The organism is Desulfovibrio piger, from assembly GCF_012843875.1.
GTDB lineage: Bacteria > Desulfobacterota > Desulfovibrionia > Desulfovibrionales > Desulfovibrionaceae > Desulfovibrio.
Genome location: NZ_JABAFY010000007.1, coordinates 1 through 15927 on the forward strand (window position 1 = coordinate 1; position 15927 = coordinate 15927).

Annotated in this window: 20 protein-coding genes; 8 read left to right on the top strand and 12 right to left on the bottom strand. The window is 62.3% G+C overall.

The annotated features are described in order from the left end of the window. The 12 genes from HF854_RS03020 to HF854_RS03075 form a co-directional block, all read right to left on the bottom strand. Positions 1-215 (bottom strand): transposase (locus HF854_RS03020; protein WP_168934950.1); only part of this gene is annotated, 215 nt, incomplete at its 3' end. A gap of 122 nt (positions 216-337) precedes the next feature. Then, the gene (locus HF854_RS03025) at positions 338-589 is read right to left on the bottom strand and encodes an EscF/YscF/HrpA family type III secretion system needle major subunit (RefSeq protein WP_040369130.1); all 252 of its coding nucleotides are present in this window, start codon (positions 587-589) and stop codon (positions 338-340) included. Between the two features lie 141 nt (positions 590-730). After that, positions 731-952, bottom strand: coding sequence for a hypothetical protein (locus HF854_RS03030; RefSeq protein ID WP_168934951.1), 222 nt, complete (start codon positions 950-952; stop codon positions 731-733). Continuing rightward, complete coding sequence (gene sctD, locus HF854_RS03035) at positions 949-2436, bottom strand: type III secretion system inner membrane ring subunit SctD (protein WP_168934952.1); 1488 nt, start codon at positions 2434-2436, stop codon at positions 949-951. The genes HF854_RS03030 and sctD overlap by 4 nt, the downstream gene beginning before the upstream one ends. Further along, positions 2433-4388 (bottom strand): type III secretion system outer membrane ring subunit SctC, encoded by a 1956-nt coding sequence (gene sctC, locus HF854_RS03040; protein WP_168934953.1) that lies wholly within the window; start codon positions 4386-4388, stop codon positions 2433-2435. The genes sctD and sctC overlap by 4 nt, the downstream gene beginning before the upstream one ends. After that, entirely contained in the window at positions 4385-4867 is a 483-nt protein-coding gene (locus HF854_RS03045) for a type III secretion system chaperone (RefSeq protein ID WP_168934954.1), read from the bottom strand. Before HF854_RS03045 ends, sctC begins: the two co-directional genes overlap by 4 nt. A 114-nt stretch (positions 4868-4981) precedes the next feature. Further along, positions 4982-5761 carry a hypothetical protein gene (locus HF854_RS03050; RefSeq protein ID WP_168934955.1) on the bottom strand — a complete coding sequence of 260 codons (780 nt, stop codon included), beginning with the start codon at positions 5759-5761 and terminating at the stop codon, positions 4982-4984. A gap of 20 nt (positions 5762-5781) precedes the next feature. Further along, complete coding sequence (locus HF854_RS03055) at positions 5782-6888, bottom strand: hypothetical protein (RefSeq protein ID WP_168934956.1); 1107 nt, start codon at positions 6886-6888, stop codon at positions 5782-5784. A gap of 4 nt (positions 6889-6892) precedes the next feature. Then, positions 6893-7429, bottom strand: coding sequence for a SycD/LcrH family type III secretion system chaperone (locus tag HF854_RS03060; protein WP_168934957.1), 537 nt, complete (start codon positions 7427-7429; stop codon positions 6893-6895). A gap of 40 nt (positions 7430-7469) precedes the next feature. After that, positions 7470-8021 carry a USH1C-binding protein 1 gene (locus HF854_RS03065; RefSeq protein ID WP_168934958.1) on the bottom strand — a complete coding sequence of 184 codons (552 nt, stop codon included), beginning with the start codon at positions 8019-8021 and terminating at the stop codon, positions 7470-7472. A 25-nt stretch (positions 8022-8046) separates the two neighbouring features. Further along, the gene (locus HF854_RS03070) at positions 8047-8613 is read right to left on the bottom strand and encodes a USH1C-binding protein 1 (RefSeq protein WP_168934959.1); all 567 of its coding nucleotides are present in this window, start codon (positions 8611-8613) and stop codon (positions 8047-8049) included. A gap of 85 nt (positions 8614-8698) precedes the next feature. Continuing rightward, complete coding sequence (locus HF854_RS03075; protein ID WP_240937643.1) at positions 8699-9121, bottom strand: hypothetical protein; 423 nt, start codon at positions 9119-9121, stop codon at positions 8699-8701. A gap of 195 nt (positions 9122-9316) precedes the next feature. Here HF854_RS03075 and sctW point away from each other — a divergent pair, with 195 nt between their 5' ends. The 8 genes from sctW to sctU all read left to right on the top strand — a co-directional run bounded on the left by sctW (position 9317) and on the right by sctU (position 15925). Continuing rightward, complete coding sequence (gene sctW, locus HF854_RS03080) at positions 9317-10432, top strand: type III secretion system gatekeeper subunit SctW (RefSeq protein ID WP_168934960.1); 1116 nt, start codon at positions 9317-9319, stop codon at positions 10430-10432. A gap of 30 nt (positions 10433-10462) precedes the next feature. Then, positions 10463-10837 carry a type III secretion chaperone SycN gene (sycN, locus tag HF854_RS03085; RefSeq protein ID WP_168934961.1) on the top strand — a complete coding sequence of 125 codons (375 nt, stop codon included), beginning with the start codon at positions 10463-10465 and terminating at the stop codon, positions 10835-10837. 2 nt (positions 10838-10839) lie between these two features. Continuing rightward, the gene (sctX, locus tag HF854_RS03090) at positions 10840-11208 is read left to right on the top strand and encodes a type III secretion apparatus assembly protein SctX (protein WP_168934962.1); all 369 of its coding nucleotides are present in this window, start codon (positions 10840-10842) and stop codon (positions 11206-11208) included. Position 11209: 1 nt separating this feature from the next. Continuing rightward, positions 11210-11566 carry a type III secretion apparatus assembly chaperone SctY gene (gene sctY, locus HF854_RS03095; protein ID WP_168934963.1) on the top strand — a complete coding sequence of 119 codons (357 nt, stop codon included), beginning with the start codon at positions 11210-11212 and terminating at the stop codon, positions 11564-11566. After that, on the top strand, positions 11563-13656 hold the full coding sequence (gene sctV, locus HF854_RS03100) for a type III secretion system export apparatus subunit SctV (RefSeq protein WP_168934964.1): 2094 nt from the start codon (positions 11563-11565) through the stop codon (positions 13654-13656). The genes sctY and sctV overlap by 4 nt, the downstream gene beginning before the upstream one ends. Before the next feature lie 9 nt (positions 13657-13665). Further along, positions 13666-13923, top strand: coding sequence for a type III secretion system export apparatus subunit SctS (gene sctS, locus HF854_RS03105; RefSeq protein ID WP_006004747.1), 258 nt, complete (start codon positions 13666-13668; stop codon positions 13921-13923). A gap of 64 nt (positions 13924-13987) precedes the next feature. Then, on the top strand, positions 13988-14824 hold the full coding sequence (sctT, locus tag HF854_RS03110) for a type III secretion system export apparatus subunit SctT (RefSeq protein ID WP_168934965.1): 837 nt from the start codon (positions 13988-13990) through the stop codon (positions 14822-14824). Between the two features lie 57 nt (positions 14825-14881). After that, on the top strand, positions 14882-15925 hold the full coding sequence (gene sctU, locus HF854_RS03115) for a type III secretion system export apparatus subunit SctU (protein WP_168934966.1): 1044 nt from the start codon (positions 14882-14884) through the stop codon (positions 15923-15925). Positions 15926-15927: the final 2 nt, after the last annotated feature.

A 15927-nucleotide genomic window follows, 5' to 3' on the forward strand; every position in this document is an offset into this window, starting at 1 on the left:
CATCGGCAGAAGCGGCGATGTGTATTTTTCCAGTCGCCAAGATCGGGGGGTAAATCCCGCCACGGAGCCCCGGTTCTCAGTATCCAGAAGACGGCGTTGATAAACAATCGGTTATCGGCGGAAGGACGACCGACAGAGCCTTTGGAACCTGGAAGAAGTTTTTCAATATTTGCCCATACCTTGTCGGAAATATCATGCCTCCGATGTGCCGCCATATGGTCTCTCCTCATTGTAAGTGAAGAGATTATAACATACTTTTGAATTTGACGACACTATCTAGGGGCCGGAAAACGGCCCCGTCACAACATTCTTGCCTGCACGCCTCCGTTCCCGGAGGCTAGCCCGTCCGCTGGGCCAGCGACTTGAGCATATCCTGGATGCTCTTGGTCACCGAGGAGATGGTCTCCAGCTTGGCGTTGTACTGCCCCATGGCGAACTGCAGCTCCAGCAGTTGCATCTGGTCCACCTCGCCGGAGGCGCTGATCTGGTCCATCTTGGCCTGCAGGGCCTGCCCGTCCTGGCTCAGCCCATTGGTGGCATTCTGGAACAGCTGGCCGATATCGATCCCGCCCGAACTTCCTATATTCATGATATTCTCCTGACTGATCCGCAATGCGGTCATCTTGCTCTTACGCTTTCTGCTGCCCGGCGCTGCGGCCGGAAGGGCCGCTCCTAAGCTGCGGGGACCGGCCACACCGGCCATCCGCAGTCTGCGGCGGCTTTCCCCGGATCAGCGGTTCAGCGTATCGTAGACACGCTCCGCCACTTTCTCCGCGGCATCCACGGCGGCCATGACCTGCCGGGCAACAGCCATCTCGTCTGACGTCATGCCGGCATCCATGGCGCGCTTGACGTCCGTCCGCATCTCGAACAGCTCCTCGCGAAGCTGCTTGAGGCCACGGCCCGAAGGATCTTCCGCCAGCATGTCAAAGGCTGATTCCATTTCCATCATTTACCTCTCAATCTGTGACTGACGACCTGGCTGCCGTTACGCAGGACAAGGACTTTGGTATCGATGCTCTCCAGGGTCCAGCCGCTGGGGAGCACGGCGCCTTCAAACAGGCGTCTGCCGTCGGCGGTAGTCACGAAACGCATGGGCGACATGGTGACACCGGTCACGCGCAGCCCGCCCAGGGGATCCCCGCCGGTACCGCCCGAAGGCCGGGCCGGTGTGGCAGCGGCGGGTTCACCGTCCCGGGAAGGTGTCAGGGAGCGCTCTGCAGCTGCCAGAGCGCCCGACGCCGACGAGGTCCCGTGCAACCGAACACCGAACAGCTCGCTGGCATCCTGACGGATGGCGTCCAGTTTTCTGGTGTCCTCCGGCCGGAAATCACCGGAAAAATCCACCCTGCCCGGTAGGTAGATGACCCGGACGCTCCCCAGACCTTCCCGCTGCAGGGCCGCATCCAGCACCGGCGCCAGATCCTTTTCGTAAACGATGTGCCGGTCCACCGCCAGCAGGCCCCGGACTTCGGCCTTGAGGGCCGTGAAAGCCGCTGCCTCCAGCAGCTCGTCCTTCATATAGGCCCTGACCTGCAAACGCGGATTGCCCTTGTTCTCCCACAGGACGACATCAGGATGGAAACCGCGGATACCAAGCGAACTGCGCACAGCACGCAGCATGTCTTCCTGTACGGCAACTTCCAGGTACACAGGGATATGCAAGCCACGTGCCATGTCACGCAAACGGATCATGGCAGCATCGTCCGCCACTGTCCCGCGGATCTCCACTCCGGGATCACGGCGGCTTACAGCCAGCCCGCGTATGCCGGCATCTTCAAGATATTTTTTAATGATCTCAGGATAATGTTCAGGATCAGAGTCCGCAGGCCTGACCATCAGCGACAACGCAAGCAGAAAAATCGCCACCAGTACCAGCAGCAAGGCCCGCCAGCCGACACGGCGAGCGGGAGAAGATTCCGGGACATCCGGCAACAGTGTTTCCGAAGCCCCGGCGTCCATGCCAAGATCATTGGCGGTCGGCAACAGCTCCGCTGTCTCCGTGACAGCGGGGACAGCCTCTGCCTCCGCGGACGCCGCTTCTTCGGCCCCGACGGTACGGGCGTGCGGGGACAGCTCCGGTACAAGGCTTTCCTGGGGGACTCCGGGACGGTTCCAGGCAAAACAGGTCGTGCCAAGATACCAGGCGCTCCCGGCTGCGGGGCGCAAGGGACCATCGGCCTCGGCGGGCTCCACGGGCTCTTCTCCCTGCAGGCGAAGGGGACCATCCAGGGGCGTCACGGCCAGTACGGGAAAGGCATTCTCTTCGGACGAAATGTCCAGAACGGCATGACGGGGAGCAAGACCGGTCAGGATGATGTCGCAGGCATCATCAGACCCGACGACCCAGCTTCCTTCCGTCAGTTCAACGCAGGCCCCCAGATGCGGCCCGGAAAAGACATACAGGCAGATGGCACTGCCCCGGCTGCAGGTCACTGCCGTCCTCCGGCAGAAACAGACGTGCTGCCGACAGGGGCCGGCACCGGCTGGGCCCCCGTGCTGGCAGGAGTCAGTATGGGCTGCGGCATGGTCGAATTCTGGATGCTCTTGTTGGTGGCGGGCACAGGCGCCGGCTGGGGCGTGACCGTCACAGAAGGTGCGGGCTGCACGTCCGGCGCCAGTTCACGGCGACGGGCACAACCGCCCACAGGCATCTCCTTGGGACGGCGTTCCTCATAGTCGGCCTGTGTCGGCGTCCGGCTGAAACGGGGGTCATCCACGCGGGACGGCACATTGGAGGCCGTATCCATGCGGACGATGCGCGGCGTGATCAGGATAAGACGCTCCATGCGCTGATGCTTTTTGCCCGTAGAACCGAACAGGCCGCCCAGGATGGGGATGTTCTTGAGGCCGGGGATGCCGGTCTCCGCATCGCTCTGGATCTCGTAATAATGTCCCCCGATGAGCAGGCTCTGCCCTTCTCCCACTATGGCCTGGGTATTGATCTTGGTCTGCTTGATGGGCGAAAGGTTGTTGGGATCCACGGAAAAAAGGCTGGAGCCGTCGTCCCGGTCGTCCTGCACGCTGACCATGAGCTTGATGCTGTCCGCCTGCCCCGGCAAGCCGGGGATGATGTGGGGCGTCACCTTCAGGACGGTCCCGGAGTCGATCTTGAACAGGTCGGAAGATTCGTTGCCCGATACGGGAACGTAGTAGGAGCTGGTATTTTCCAGCGAGGCCTGCACGTTGTCCATGGTCAGCACGGAAGGCTTGCCCAGCACGCGGGCCTGGCCGTCTTCTTCCAGAGCGGTGACGCGGGCCAGGAAGTAGTCCGAGCCGTAGGAATACAGGGTGGAATAGGAAAGGCCCCCGGCACTGGAAGCCCCGGCAGAGGGGAAGATGCCGCTGGTCGAAGTGCCCCCGGCACTGCCGCCGCCTGTCCAGTGCTTGCCGTAAGCACCGGCACCCGACCAGTTGACGCCGAAATCACGGGAGAAATCGCTGTCGATATCCACGATGGCTGCATGGATCTCCACAAGCTCCACAGGCTTGTCCAGATCGGCGATGACCTTGGCATAATAGCTCATGCGGTATTCGGCATCGGTCACCACAACGGCATTGACCCGGGGATCGGCGATGATGCTGGGCCCGGCAGTCGTCCCGGACTGATCCTTCCCGTTCTGGGGGACTGCCGGCGAAGCCTGGGACGTATCCGTCGAGGCGTTCATGGCGATCAGCCCTTTGCCCCGCAGACCTCCCTGCGCCGACGGCTGCACCGTCACCTGTGACCCGGTCAGCGGGGTCCCGTTGGCCATGGCCTGCAGGATGCTGGCCACACCGGGGATGGTCACGGTGGAATCCATGCTGTTGACTTTCATGTCTTCCGCCCAGGCGTACTTGAGCGGGAACACGCGCATGACGCTGCGGCTGCCCTGGGCATCCTCAAAGGCTTTCATGGCCCCGCGCAGCTGGTCCAGATAGATGGGCGGACCGCTGACCGAAAGCAGATTCTGGGCGTGCAGCAGCTTGACGGGCAGCTGCGGCGAGATCATGCCCGCACTGCGCAGCATGTCCCGCAAGGCGGCGGCCGAGACCGTAGACGGCGCCAGGAAGGCTTCCGCCTTTTCGCTGTCGTTCCAGAACGTCACCGTACGTCCCTGCGTATACCAGCGCACCCCGAAGGCCGAGCGCATGCCGTTGAGGAACGTACGGGGGTCCACCTGCTCGAAACGGCCGCTCATCTGCCCCTTGAGGGCAGGACTACATACCGAGCCATAGCCCTCGGCGCGGGCAAAAGCGGAAAGGACCGTACAGATATTTTCATTGTCCGCATAATGAGAGAACGCCGCCCGGAACGGGAAGGCGCTGCGGGAAGACGCGCAAAGACCTTCTGTCGCCAGAAGGCAGCAGAAGATCCAGCACAGGCAGACAGCTACAAGGCGCTTCAATAGACGCCTCCGAAAAACGTACCCGACATGGAGAACATGGGAGGCAACTCCTCACGCGGCGAGTCCCCCAGGCTTTTTTTCCACCAGGCGAGGTCATTGAGGAAATCCCGGACAGCATCGTCGAACTCTTGCTGGGGTACGTCCACAGGCACCCGGGATTGCAATATCAGGCGCTCCCCGTCCAGGCCCCGGGCAGCCGCATCTTCCTGCCGTTCAAGGGCCACGACCGAGGCGCGCTCGCGGCAGATGCCGGCCTGCTGGCCTGCCACTTTGCGGAGCAGACTGTCCCGTCCATGTCCCGGCTCCGGCAGGGCGTGCAGGTCAGCCAGAAGGAAACACAAGCGCCCGTCGGGAGAAAAGACTTTCAGGTCAAGGCCATCCTCCAGCCGAAAGCTGTATGAACCGTCCTGTCCCGGACGGGGGGACTTCCAACCGGCCGTCACCGCAAGGGCACGGACCTTGTCATCCAGCGAAACCATAGGCAGTCCTGCATACGTCTTTCATGTCCAAACACAGTTCAACGGTACGCAAAAACAAGCGTCATCGTCAAACCTTTTCTTCCGGACCGGCGCGCCCTTACGGGCGCTGCCGGATCATCCCAGGATCTTGGTGCGCGTCTGGTTCATGTTGGCCTGCATGGAGTTCATGAAGTCCAGAGACTTGGAGACCAGGTCCTTGAGCGCCTCGTTGGTCTGCTTGGTCTGCTCCATCATAGTGCGGATCTGCTCCTGCTGGGCTTCCAGACGCTTGGCCTCGGCAGACTGCATGCTCTGGCCGAACTCCCCGCCCGCCGTGAACATGCTTCCGGCCGAAGAAAGCATGGTATTGAACGACTGCGCAACTGCGGCCGTGAGCTGTCCGTCCGCGGCATTGCCGGCGCGCATGTTCAGTCCGCCGCTCGAGGATCTGCCCACACCGGCGGCAGCCACCCCCAGGCTGGCTCCACCGGCCGCCATGTTCACCACGGCCCCGGTCACGGCGCAGGCGAACTTCTGGATGGCCCCCGTCTCGATCTTGTCAGCCTGCTGTTCCATCAGGTCGACGATCTGCAATCCCTGCGCCTGGATGATGCTGCGGTTGGTGCGCCGCTGCTCTGCCGCATCCTTAAGGATCACGGAAGCGAACATGGCAGCGGGGCTGGGCAGGGCCACCCAACCGGACAGGTCCCCCGAATTATCTCCGGGCGACGCAAGGTCGGGCAGTTGGCTCCGCACGTCCTTGACGGCCGCGGTAAAGTCCTTGCCGGCCTGGATGGCATTGATCAGGGCCTCATCGACCTTGGCGGCGCTGACACCCTTCGCCTGGGCCTGCTCCAGCAGCCTGCTATACTCGACGGAGCTGTATCCCGCTGCATTCGTGATGATGGTGTCCATACTATCTCCCTTTTCAGGCATCAGGCCATGGCCGGATTGCCGCTGAGGATGGCCACATTGGCCTGCACACTTTCCTGGACGATGTCCGACACGGTCTGGAGCGTCTGTTCGGAGCGCTGCATCATCTGCTTGAGGTGCTCCACGTCCAGTTCATTGGCCATGGCGATGCGCTCCAGGATGGCCTGGAGACGCTTCTGCTGGGCCTGCAAGAAGCTGATATCCTTCTCGTTGGAGGCGGAAGCGATGGTAGTGGCCGACTGGGCGATGGTGTTCGCTCCACCGGCCATGGTGGCCACACGGGCCGTCCAGGAGGCCGCCTTCTGGATGGTCTGGGCCGTGTCCGAAACCGCCTTGGTGGCGGTCTGGGCCGCCTTACCGGCCGCGCCTGCCGCCCCGGCACCGAACGTGCACGCCGCCAGGACGATGGTGGTGGCGAGATCCACGGCGAACTTCGTCCACTGGATCGCCGTATCGCTGGCGCCGCACGCCTCCATGATCTTGCCTATGATGAATGCCGGACTGAAGCCGGCCTTGCCGCCCGAGGCCTCCTCCGTGATGGAGCTGGTCAGCAGCGCCAGGCTCGCGACGCCGACGGCGATGAGCGCCGCACCGGAACCTCCGGCCGCCAGGCCTACCGCACCGGCGGCGATCATGGCCACGGAGCCGATGGCCGCCAGTGCCATACCGATATACTTGAACGCCTTGAGCAGGCCATCCAGAAAACTCTGGCTCTTGGCCTTTTCCAGCTGCTCCTGGATGGACTTGAGTTTTTCGTCGTTGGCCATGGCGCGTTCCTGGGCGCGGGCCTCCAGCGAGGCCATACCGGCCTTGGTCTCGGTACGGCGCTGCTCGAAGCCCACAGCATCCAGCAGGGTCTCCAGAGAAAGGCCGCTCATGGTCAGGCCGGACAGCGAGACCGTGGTGCTGCTCTTCGAGGACGGCTCTTCAAGATCCGGCAGCAGCGAATCACCGCCTGCAGCCAGGAAGGAGCGCAGTGCGTTGAGGCTCTCTTCCAGATCCTTGACATCCAGGGCCTTGGTCGAACCTTGCTGGGTCGCCGCCAGTTGCAGCAGTGCGCTCAGATCGGCCGCGGGCGTCCCGGACTGTGTTCCCTGAACCATACTCATAGCATCACTCCTTGGACTGGGACAGCGTGGCAAGCAGGGCACGGATACGGTCATGGACGGCCTTGTGCGCGGGGATGGAGGCATCGCCCAAGCCCAGAGCGGCGCGGAAGGAAGCCGCCGCGTTCTCGCCATCCCCCAGCTTCAGATAGCACAGGCCGCCATAGTAGAACGGCGCGGGATCCTTGAGGCCGCCGGCCACACCGGCCATGCCGTAGGTATCGATGGCCTGCTGCCAGGCTTCCCGGGCCTGCAGACAACCGGCCAGACCCATCCAGTAACGGGGATCGTCGCCATCATACATGCACAGGCCGCGGAACATGCTTTCGGCATCCTTGTAGTTGCCCGCCTTGTACAGATTGTAGGCATAGGCATAGCCGGATTCCAGAGTATCCTTGCTGATGTTGAACACATCGGCCAGGGTGGCCCCCTTTTCCAGGGCGGCCTGGATGGTGTGGAATTCCTTTTCCGTGAACCCCGCCGCCCTGGCCATGTCCAGCAGGGCGGACTGGATGTCTTTTTCCTGTTCGGTGATCTGACTCATACTCGCTCCTTGGGGTGGATGCCGTCTGCCTGTCTGACGGCTACTGGCCACGGGCCAGACTGGTGAGGGTCTGGTTGGAGTTGGCGATCTGGGTGTTGGCGCCCTGCAGATAGGAGTTGTACTGGCCCATGTAGTCCTGGACGTAGACCATCTCCTGCTGGGTGCCGGTGCCCAGCTCTTCCAGACGGCTTTCCAGCGACGTGATGACCACGTCCCACTCGTCCTTGCCGAGGATATAGTCCCCGTCGCCGTTGGGGTATGCCAGTTTGTGGGCATCCATATAATCCACCATTTCCTGGGACATGGGATAGCAGTCCTTGCCTGTGACCGTGACGCCGTTGATGCTGGTCTTGCCCACTCCCGTACCGCTGTTACCGTCGGCCTGGGCCTGCCGGGCCTCGTTGAGCAGCTGGGAGACCAGCTTCTGCTCGTCCTGCGCCTTGGCGATGGCGTCCATCTTGTTCATGGCCTGGGTCTTGGCGGTCCCGGCCAGTTCCAGCTGCAGCTTGGCGAACATCAGCTGCAGGCTCGTGGTGGGGCCCAGTTCACCGAACGAAACAGAAGATGTCGAGGAAAAATTGACCTGGCTCATATCAGTTCCTTATGTCGGCCGCAGCCTATTGACCACGGGCCAGACTGGTGAGGGTCTGGTTGGAGTTGGCGATCTGGGTGTTGGCGCCCTGCAGATAGGAGTTGTACTGGCCCATGTAATCCTGGATATAGACCATCTCCTGCTGGGTATTGGTGCCCAGCTCTTCCAGACGGCCTTCCAGGGCCGTGATGGCCACGTCCCATTCATCAGAGCTGTGATTGTAGTCGCCGCCGGTCTTGTCATAGGCCAGGCCGTGCGCATCCATGTAGTCCACCATTTCCTTGGACATCAGGGTACAGTTCTTGGTGTTCTTTTCCGTCGTCCCGTTGGAATAGGTCTCGGACTGCGTGCCTGCGGCGATACCGGAGTTGGCATCGGCCTTGGCCTGGCGGGCCTCGTTGAGCAGCTGGGAAACGAACTTCTGCTCGTCCTGCGCCTTGGCGATGGCGTCCATCTTGTCCATAGCCTGGGTCTTGGCGGTCTCGGCCAGTTCCAGCTGCAGCTTGGCGAACATCAGCTGCAGGCTCGTGGTGGGGCCCAGCTCGCCAAGGGAAGAGGTGGCAGAGACATTATTGAAATCGACCTGACTCATATATACTCCTTAATTATGATACCCTGTTGGAAAAGAAGAAAATCAACATTCGGCACAGACGGCGTGAAGCCTGCTGCCCGTCCGCCTACAGGCGGACGATATTCCGGCGGCCGCCTCCGGGGATGCCGCCGGCAGCGGCCGGCCTAGCAGCGGTGCGGGCCTGGGCGGCACGGGCTTCACCGGCACGACGGGCTTCGGCCTCGGCTTCTTCGGCCATTTTACGCAGTTCGGGGGTCAGGGAAGCCGGATCCGTCTTTCCCTGTTCCGGCAGGCCGAGCTGCTTGCGCATGGCTTTTTCCTGGCTTTCCAGACGGGAAAACTCTTCACGGAGGGCGGCGAAATCTTCCATCTGCTTCTTCATATCCTGTTCCGTAAACGACATAACAAATCTCCTTTTGAGTGCGGTTGCAATTGGCAAAGCATAAAGCGTGCCATGCTTGTATTTGGCTAAAAACGCATCAAAAATGCCCAACAAAGCGCCCGATTGCCAACTTTTTTGATACTTCACTTTCTCCGATAAACAACAAAATTCCCGCAACACTCTCCCGGACAGGACTTTTTTACGAACAGGACGCCAGATCCCGCAGGGAGTACCCTTGCTGTTGCCACAGGCTCGTGCTACCAGAAATATGTGGCATGATTCTGGCATATCGCATATCGTGTTGCCAACATTTTTTTACGGGATCGGGAGGCGCAGTTCGTCATGAGCATCGATTTTTCCATTCAGCACTCCCAGGTGCAGCCCACGTCCCGCAATACGACGGCATCCTCCGCAGCCACAGGCTCGCTGTTCGGCAATACGGCCACCGTGGTGGAATCTCCCCTTTCCCTGCTGGCCGAGGCTGCCGAAGAACTGACCTTTGCAGTGGATACCACGGACGATCTCGAACTGGAGGAACGCAAGGAGCGGGACGAGATCAACGAGGCCATGGAGGAACGCATCAAGAAGTACCAGGAGATGATGCGTGAAGCCCGCGAGGTCCAGAAGACAAGGGATCTCAAGGGATTTCTGGACTCCCGGACCGAAAAGGAAGAAGCCCTGCGCCAGCTGCGCCGTTTCTTTCCCGACCCCTCCGAGGCATGGGCCGCCCTCAAGGACATCCAGGAAGAGCTGTCCGCCCCCCCCGACACCTCGCCGGAGACTCTGCGTGTCCTGAACGAAGCTCTGGAAGAGCTGGAACGCACGGAAGGCCCCGCCATACGGGCCGGGATCAACGGCGCGCTCAATGCCCGGGGATTTGAAGGACTGGGCGATGCCGGCGCGCTGGGGAGCTTTTATCGGGAAACCGTCCGTCATTTTGAAGACGTCAACAGCCTCTACGACCATATCCAGAAGACGTACGGCAATAATTTTGAAGCCGCGCTGGACTTCCTCTACAAGGCACTGGCCAGCGACCTTGCGGCCGACGTGCCCAGTATGGAGACCAGCCATCTGGAGCACGTCAACGGCAGCCTGGGCGAGCTGCGGCAGCTGCAAAGCGCCCGCAGCCTGTGCGCCCGCCTGCTGGAACGCTGGAGCAGCATCCACGGGATCCGGCACTGTCCTCTGGACGATATGGCCCTGCTGGGCAAGGTGCTGGACCTGCGCAAGGAGCGCTACATCAGCGGCAGCCGCATCAGCCGCCTGGCCGAGGAAGCCGGTGCCCCGGACATCGAGCACAAGGTGCTTTTCCTTCAGGAGCTGCTCAACACTACGCGTTCCTTCGCCCCGTCCCTGTTCGACGGCAACGAGGGCCGCATGAAGGTGCTGGATGCCGTCCAGGATGCCGTGGACGCCGCCATCGCCGAGGAAGACGCCTGGCTGGCGGAACAGGGATAAGCCTTTGTCCAAGACATACGCGGAGATCTTATGCTGGACCACGAACTGAACGCTTTCGGCATGCGCATGGGCCTGCCCGGACTGGCCTTTTCACCGCAGGGGCTGGTGGCTCTTGATGTCAGCGGCATGGGGCGCCTGTATTTCGAAAAGCAGCAACGGCATGGCCAGGAAGAGCTGCTGGTCTATCTGGCCCGCCCCTTCCCCCCGCATGACAGCACGTTGCCCGAACGGGCCCTGGCCCTGTGCCATTACCGGCATGCACACGCTTTTTCCCTGACCGCCGGCATGAAAGGAGATACCCTGATCCTCCTGACCCGTCTGCCCGAACGGCAGACCACGGCCGCCCTGCTGGAAGAGGCCGTCATGGAGCTGGCCCGCGTCATGAACCATCTACAGGGAGCCTGATCATGGCAACATCCTCCATCAACCTGCTGGATCCCGGACTGGGGATACAGAACATCATGGACCCCGGGACGGCGGGACACCTGCCTGATGCCCGTCCGCTGGCCTCCAGCGCCATGCGTGAAGCCGGTCTGGATGAGCTGTACAACAGCCGCAAGGCAGCCCAGCAGCTGGAGGCGGCCCTTTGTCCGCCCGTGGGCGACGGCTCCCTCCTCCAGCCCGAACTTTTCCATATGGAGCTGCAGGGCGCCCTGACGGCCCTCAGGGACAGCGACAAGCCCGCCGTGCGGGCTTTCGTGCGTGACGAGCTGGCGCCGCTGCTGGAGAACACCGAATTGCTCCGGGCCTATACCGGCCTGATGGTAGGAGGCTAGCATGGCGGAGGCCACCTCCCCGCTCACCACCGGCCAGGGCCGTGCCCTGCAGGTGCTGGGCCATCTTTTTCTGCGCATGGGGCAGTTCCAGCGTGCCCGCAAGCTGGCCCTGGCCCTGCTCGCCCTGGATCCCGCCGACCTCTGGGCCCGGCGCTGTCTTGCCGTGGCCTGGCTGGAGCTGGGCGATCCCGAGCGCGCCCTGGAACAGCTGGACCTCGTCCTGGCGGGCGGACCGCTGGCCTCCCGTGATGCCGTGCTGCATCTGCTCAGGGCCCGTGCCCTGTGGCAGGCGCAGCGCCCCGACGAGGCCCGCAATGCCCTCAATGCCTATCTTGCCGCAGGGGGAAGCCGCCTGTGAGCCTGTTCTCCGACGCACGCAACATCGTCTCCCTGACCACGCGCCACAGTGACCTGGCCCTGGTGGGCCTGCTGGTGGCCGTCATCGCCCTGATGATCATGCCCCTGCCCACGGCCCTGGTGGACACGCTCATCGGCGCCAACCTAGCCCTGTCCTTCGCCATCATGATGATGACCATGTATGTCAGGACACCGCTGGAGTTCTCCTCCTTCCCCACCATGCTGCTGTTCACCACGCTGTTCCGCGTGGGCCTGAACATCACCACCACCCGCCTGATCCTGCTCAACGCCGACGCCGGCGAGATCATCCAGACCTTCGGCGAGTTCGCCCTGGGCGGTAATTTCGTCGTTGGTGCCGTGGTCTTCCTGATCCTGACCATCGTGCAGTTCTTGGTCATCGCCAAGGGTGCCGAACGCGTGGCCGAAGTGGGCGCGCGCTTCACCCTGGACGCCATGCCCGGCAAACAGATGTCCATCGACGCGGACATGCGCGCCGGGGTCATCGACATGGAAGAGGCCCAGCGCCGCCGCGATGTCATCAGCCAGGAAAGCAAGATGTTCGGCGCCATGGACGGCGCCATGAAGTTCGTCAAGGGCGACAGTATCGCCGGCATGATCGTGGCCGTGGTGAACATCGTGGGCGGTACCGTCATCGGCATCACCCAGCACGGCATCTCTGCCGGGGAAGCCCTGGAGATCTACGGCATCCTGACCATCGGTGACGGCCTCGTCTCCCAGATCCCCTCGCTCATCATCGCCATCTCGGCCGGTATCCTCATCACCCGTTCCGGCGATACCCAGGAAGATGTGGGCGCGCAGATCGGCGGCCAGTTCTTCGCCCAGCCCAAGGCCCTGCTCATGGCGGGCGGGCTGATCTTCCTGTTCGCCCTCATCCCCGGTTTTCCCAAGCCGCAGCTGTTCGCCCTGGCCTTCGCCATCGCCGGGCTCGGCTACATCCTGGACAGGATACGTTCCGCCCCCGCGCCCCGGGATGCCCGCAAGGAGCTCAACCAGTCCCTCAAGTCCGCCACCCGCAAGGAACGCAAGGGGCGGCCCTCCGGTCCCCAGGACGACTTTGCCCCCACGGTCCCCATCATCCTCGACATTTCGGAGGGCCTGGCGGCATCCCTGGACTACGACAACCTCAACGACGAGCTCTCCGCACTGCGCCGTGCGCTGTATTTCGACCTTGGCGTGCCCTTCCCGGGCATCAACCTGCGCGTTTCCTCGTCCCTGTCGGGCCTGACCTACGAGCTCCAGGTCAACGAGATCCCCATGTCGCGCGGACATCTGGAACAGGGCATGGTGCTGGCGCGCGAAAGCGAGGACACCCTGCGCATGCTCGGCCTGGACGTACGGCGCGGAGAGAACTTCCTGCCCGATGTGGAAAGCCTGTGGATCCCGGCGGAAAAACAGGCCCTGCTGGAGCAGGCCGGACTCTCCTGTATGACCCACTCGCGCATCCTGGCCTATCACCTTTCCCTGATCCTGGCACGGCATGCCTCCAGCTTCATCGGCATGCAGGAGACAAAATACCTGCTGGACCGCATGGAAGAACGCGCCCCGGACCTAGTGCGCGAGGCCACCCGTCTGCTGCCCGTGCAGCGCATCGCGGAGATCTTCCAGCGTCTGGCCCAGGAACAGGTCTCCATCCGCGACCTGCGGAACATTCTCGAGGCCATCATCGAATGGAGCCCCAAGGAAAAAGATACCGTCATGCTGACCGAATACGTGCGCGGGGCCCTCAAGCGCCAGATCAGCTACATGTATTCACGGGGCCAGAACATGCTGCCGGCCATCCTTATGGATCCCTCGGTGGAAGAGACCATCCGCAAGGCCATCCGCCAGACATCGGCCGGGGCCTTCCTGGCGCTGGATCCCGACACCTCGCGCCGCTTCATCGCGGCCGTGGGAGCAGCGGCGGGCGATTACCGCAAGCATGTCCAGATGCCCGTCCTTCTGGCCAGCATGGACATCCGGCGCTATGTGCGCCGCCTTATCGAAGGGGAGCATTACCGCCTGCCAGTGGTCTCCTACCAGGAGCTCACCCCCGAGATCAGCGTCCAGCCCATGAACCGGATCCGCCTCTAGGAGCTAGGCATGGAACTTGCCATCGATTACGCCGTCAAGGCCCTGTACCTGGTCATGATCCTGTCCCTGCCGCCCATCATCGTGGCTTCGGTGGTGGGCATCGTGCTCAGCCTCATCCAGGCCATCACCCAGCTGCAGGAACAGACCCTGGCCTTCGGCGTCAAGCTGCTGGCCGTGGGCCTGACGCTCTTCCTTATGGGCAAATGGCTGAGCGGCGAGATATTGCGGTACAGCGAGGACATCTTCAACCGCTTCTACCTGCTCTGAACGGCAGGCCCGGATACGGCTGACGGAAGGGGTGCCCCCAGGATACGCCACGGACAGGACACGCATGGATTTTTCGCAATTTTTGCAGGAACTCGGGGTCTACGGGCACCTCACGGCCTTGCTGCTGGGCACGCCGCGGCTCTTCGCCCTGGTCACGGTGGCGCCCTTCCTGGGCTCTGCGGTGGTGATGGGCCAGATACGTCTGCTGCTGGTGCTGGCCCTGTACCTGCCCCTGCATCCCGTCATCGTCAGCCACCTGACCGACGAGATCACGCTTTCCGCAGCGCTCTCCCTGGCGGTGGGCGGCAAGCTGGCCCTGCTCCTGCTCAAGGAGGCTGTGCTCGGCCTGATGATCGGCTTTCTTGCGGGCATCGTCTTCTGGACCGTGCAAAGTGCCGGATTTTTCATGGACAACCAGCGCGGGGCCAGCATGGCTGAAGGAACGGACATCCTTTCCGGCGACCAGAGCAGCCCTTTGGGCCAGCTGCTGTTCCAGAGCCTGGTCTACATCTTTTATACTTCCGGGGCGTTCCTGGCCTTCGTGGGGCTGGTGTACGCCAGTTACGGCATCTGGCCGGTGACGCAGCTCCTGCCCCTGGATGTGCCCCAGGGAGCGCCCCTGTATTTTGCGGAAAAGGTCGGCTGGCTCATGGGGCACATGCTGCTGCTGGCCGGGCCCATCGCGGCAGCCTGTCTTTTGACCGACGTGGCCCTGGGCCTGATCAACCGTTTTGCGTCCCAGCTCAACGTGTATGTGCTGGCCATGCCCATCAAGTGCGGCATCGCGGCTTTCCTGCTGTGCTTCTATTTTGGACTGCTGCTGTCGCATGCACCGGAACTTTTTGATTTTACACGGGAATCCATCCTCAAGCTGAATAATCTCCTGCCGGGAGGGGAATGATGCCGCCATGCCCGCAGGCCATGACGGCAGATGCGGAGCGCGGGAGACTTTGAGCCTATGAGCAGCGAAAAAACAGAACAACCGACCCCAAAACGCCTGCGGGAGTCCCGGGAAAAAGGGCAGGTCGCCAAAAGCCAGGACGTGCCTTCGGCCCTGACCGTCATGGCGGTGGCCGTCTATCTGCTGGCCATGTCTTCCGACATGCTCAATACCTTGCTGGCCATGGGCGAGGCCCCCATGCTGCTCATGGACAGGCCGTTCGAGGAGGCCCTGCCCCTGGCCGTCACGTCCACCCTGCTCTGCGCCCTGCGTGTGGCCCTGCCGCTCATCGGCATGGTCATGGTCGTGGCCCTTTGTGCCAACATGATGCAGGTGGGGGTGCTGTTTTCCGTACAGGCCGCCATGCCCAAACTGGAAAACCTGAGCATGAACAAATGGTTCAAGCAGGTCTTTTCCCTCAAGAATCTGGTGGAGTTTCTCAAGAACATCATCAAGGTGCTGATCCTGGGCATCAATGTGTACATCATTTTTTCCGACTACATGCCGCAGCTGTTCCGCATCCCGCAGGGTGACATCGGCGACATGTGGCGCCTTCTCGGTTCCGTTTGCGGTGACCTTGTCCTTGTTTCGGCGGGCGTGTTCTGCGTCATCGCCGCCGCGGACTGGTGCTTCCAGAAGTGGCAGTTCAACAAGCAGCACATGATGAGCAAGGAAGAAGTCAAACGGGAATTCAAGGAAAGCGAGGGCGATCCGCTCATCAAGGGCAAGCGCAAGCAGCTGCACCAGGAGATGATCGCCCAGAACCAGATCGCCAACGTCAGGAAAGCGAAGGTGCTTGTGACCAACCCCACCCATTTTGCCGTGGCTCTGGACTATGAAAAAGACAGGACCCCCCTGCCCGTCATCCTGGCCAAGGGCCAGGGCGTGCTGGCCCAGCGCATGATCGAGACCGCCCGGGAAGAGGGCATCCCCATCATGCGCAACGTGCCGCTGGCACGCAGCCTGTACGAGCAAGGCACGGAAAACGCCTATATCCCCCAGGACCTCATCGGCCCCGTGGCGGAAGTGCTGCGCTGGGTGCAATCCCTGCGCCAAGGATAAGC

Coding starts and splice junctions, on each gene's coding strand:
- HF854_RS03025 (WP_040369130.1), bottom strand. CDS start 589: ATGAATATAGGAAGTTCGGGCGGGATCGATATCGGCCAGCTGTTCCAG.
- HF854_RS03030 (WP_168934951.1), bottom strand. CDS start 952: ATGATGGAAATGGAATCAGCCTTTGACATGCTGGCGGAAGATCCTTCG.
- HF854_RS03045 (WP_168934954.1), bottom strand. CDS start 4,867: ATGGTTTCGCTGGATGACAAGGTCCGTGCCCTTGCGGTGACGGCCGGT.
- HF854_RS03050 (WP_168934955.1), bottom strand. CDS start 5,761: ATGGACACCATCATCACGAATGCAGCGGGATACAGCTCCGTCGAGTAT.
- HF854_RS03055 (WP_168934956.1), bottom strand. CDS start 6,888: ATGAGTATGGTTCAGGGAACACAGTCCGGGACGCCCGCGGCCGATCTG.
- HF854_RS03060 (WP_168934957.1), bottom strand. CDS start 7,429: ATGAGTCAGATCACCGAACAGGAAAAAGACATCCAGTCCGCCCTGCTG.
- HF854_RS03065 (WP_168934958.1), bottom strand. CDS start 8,021: ATGAGCCAGGTCAATTTTTCCTCGACATCTTCTGTTTCGTTCGGTGAA.
- HF854_RS03070 (WP_168934959.1), bottom strand. CDS start 8,613: ATGAGTCAGGTCGATTTCAATAATGTCTCTGCCACCTCTTCCCTTGGC.
- sctW (WP_168934960.1), top strand. CDS start 9,317: ATGAGCATCGATTTTTCCATTCAGCACTCCCAGGTGCAGCCCACGTCC.
- sycN (WP_168934961.1), top strand. CDS start 10,463: ATGCTGGACCACGAACTGAACGCTTTCGGCATGCGCATGGGCCTGCCC.
- sctX (WP_168934962.1), top strand. CDS start 10,840: ATGGCAACATCCTCCATCAACCTGCTGGATCCCGGACTGGGGATACAG.
- sctY (WP_168934963.1), top strand. CDS start 11,210: ATGGCGGAGGCCACCTCCCCGCTCACCACCGGCCAGGGCCGTGCCCTG.
- sctS (WP_006004747.1), top strand. CDS start 13,666: ATGGAACTTGCCATCGATTACGCCGTCAAGGCCCTGTACCTGGTCATG.
- sctT (WP_168934965.1), top strand. CDS start 13,988: ATGGATTTTTCGCAATTTTTGCAGGAACTCGGGGTCTACGGGCACCTC.
- sctU (WP_168934966.1), top strand. CDS start 14,882: ATGAGCAGCGAAAAAACAGAACAACCGACCCCAAAACGCCTGCGGGAG.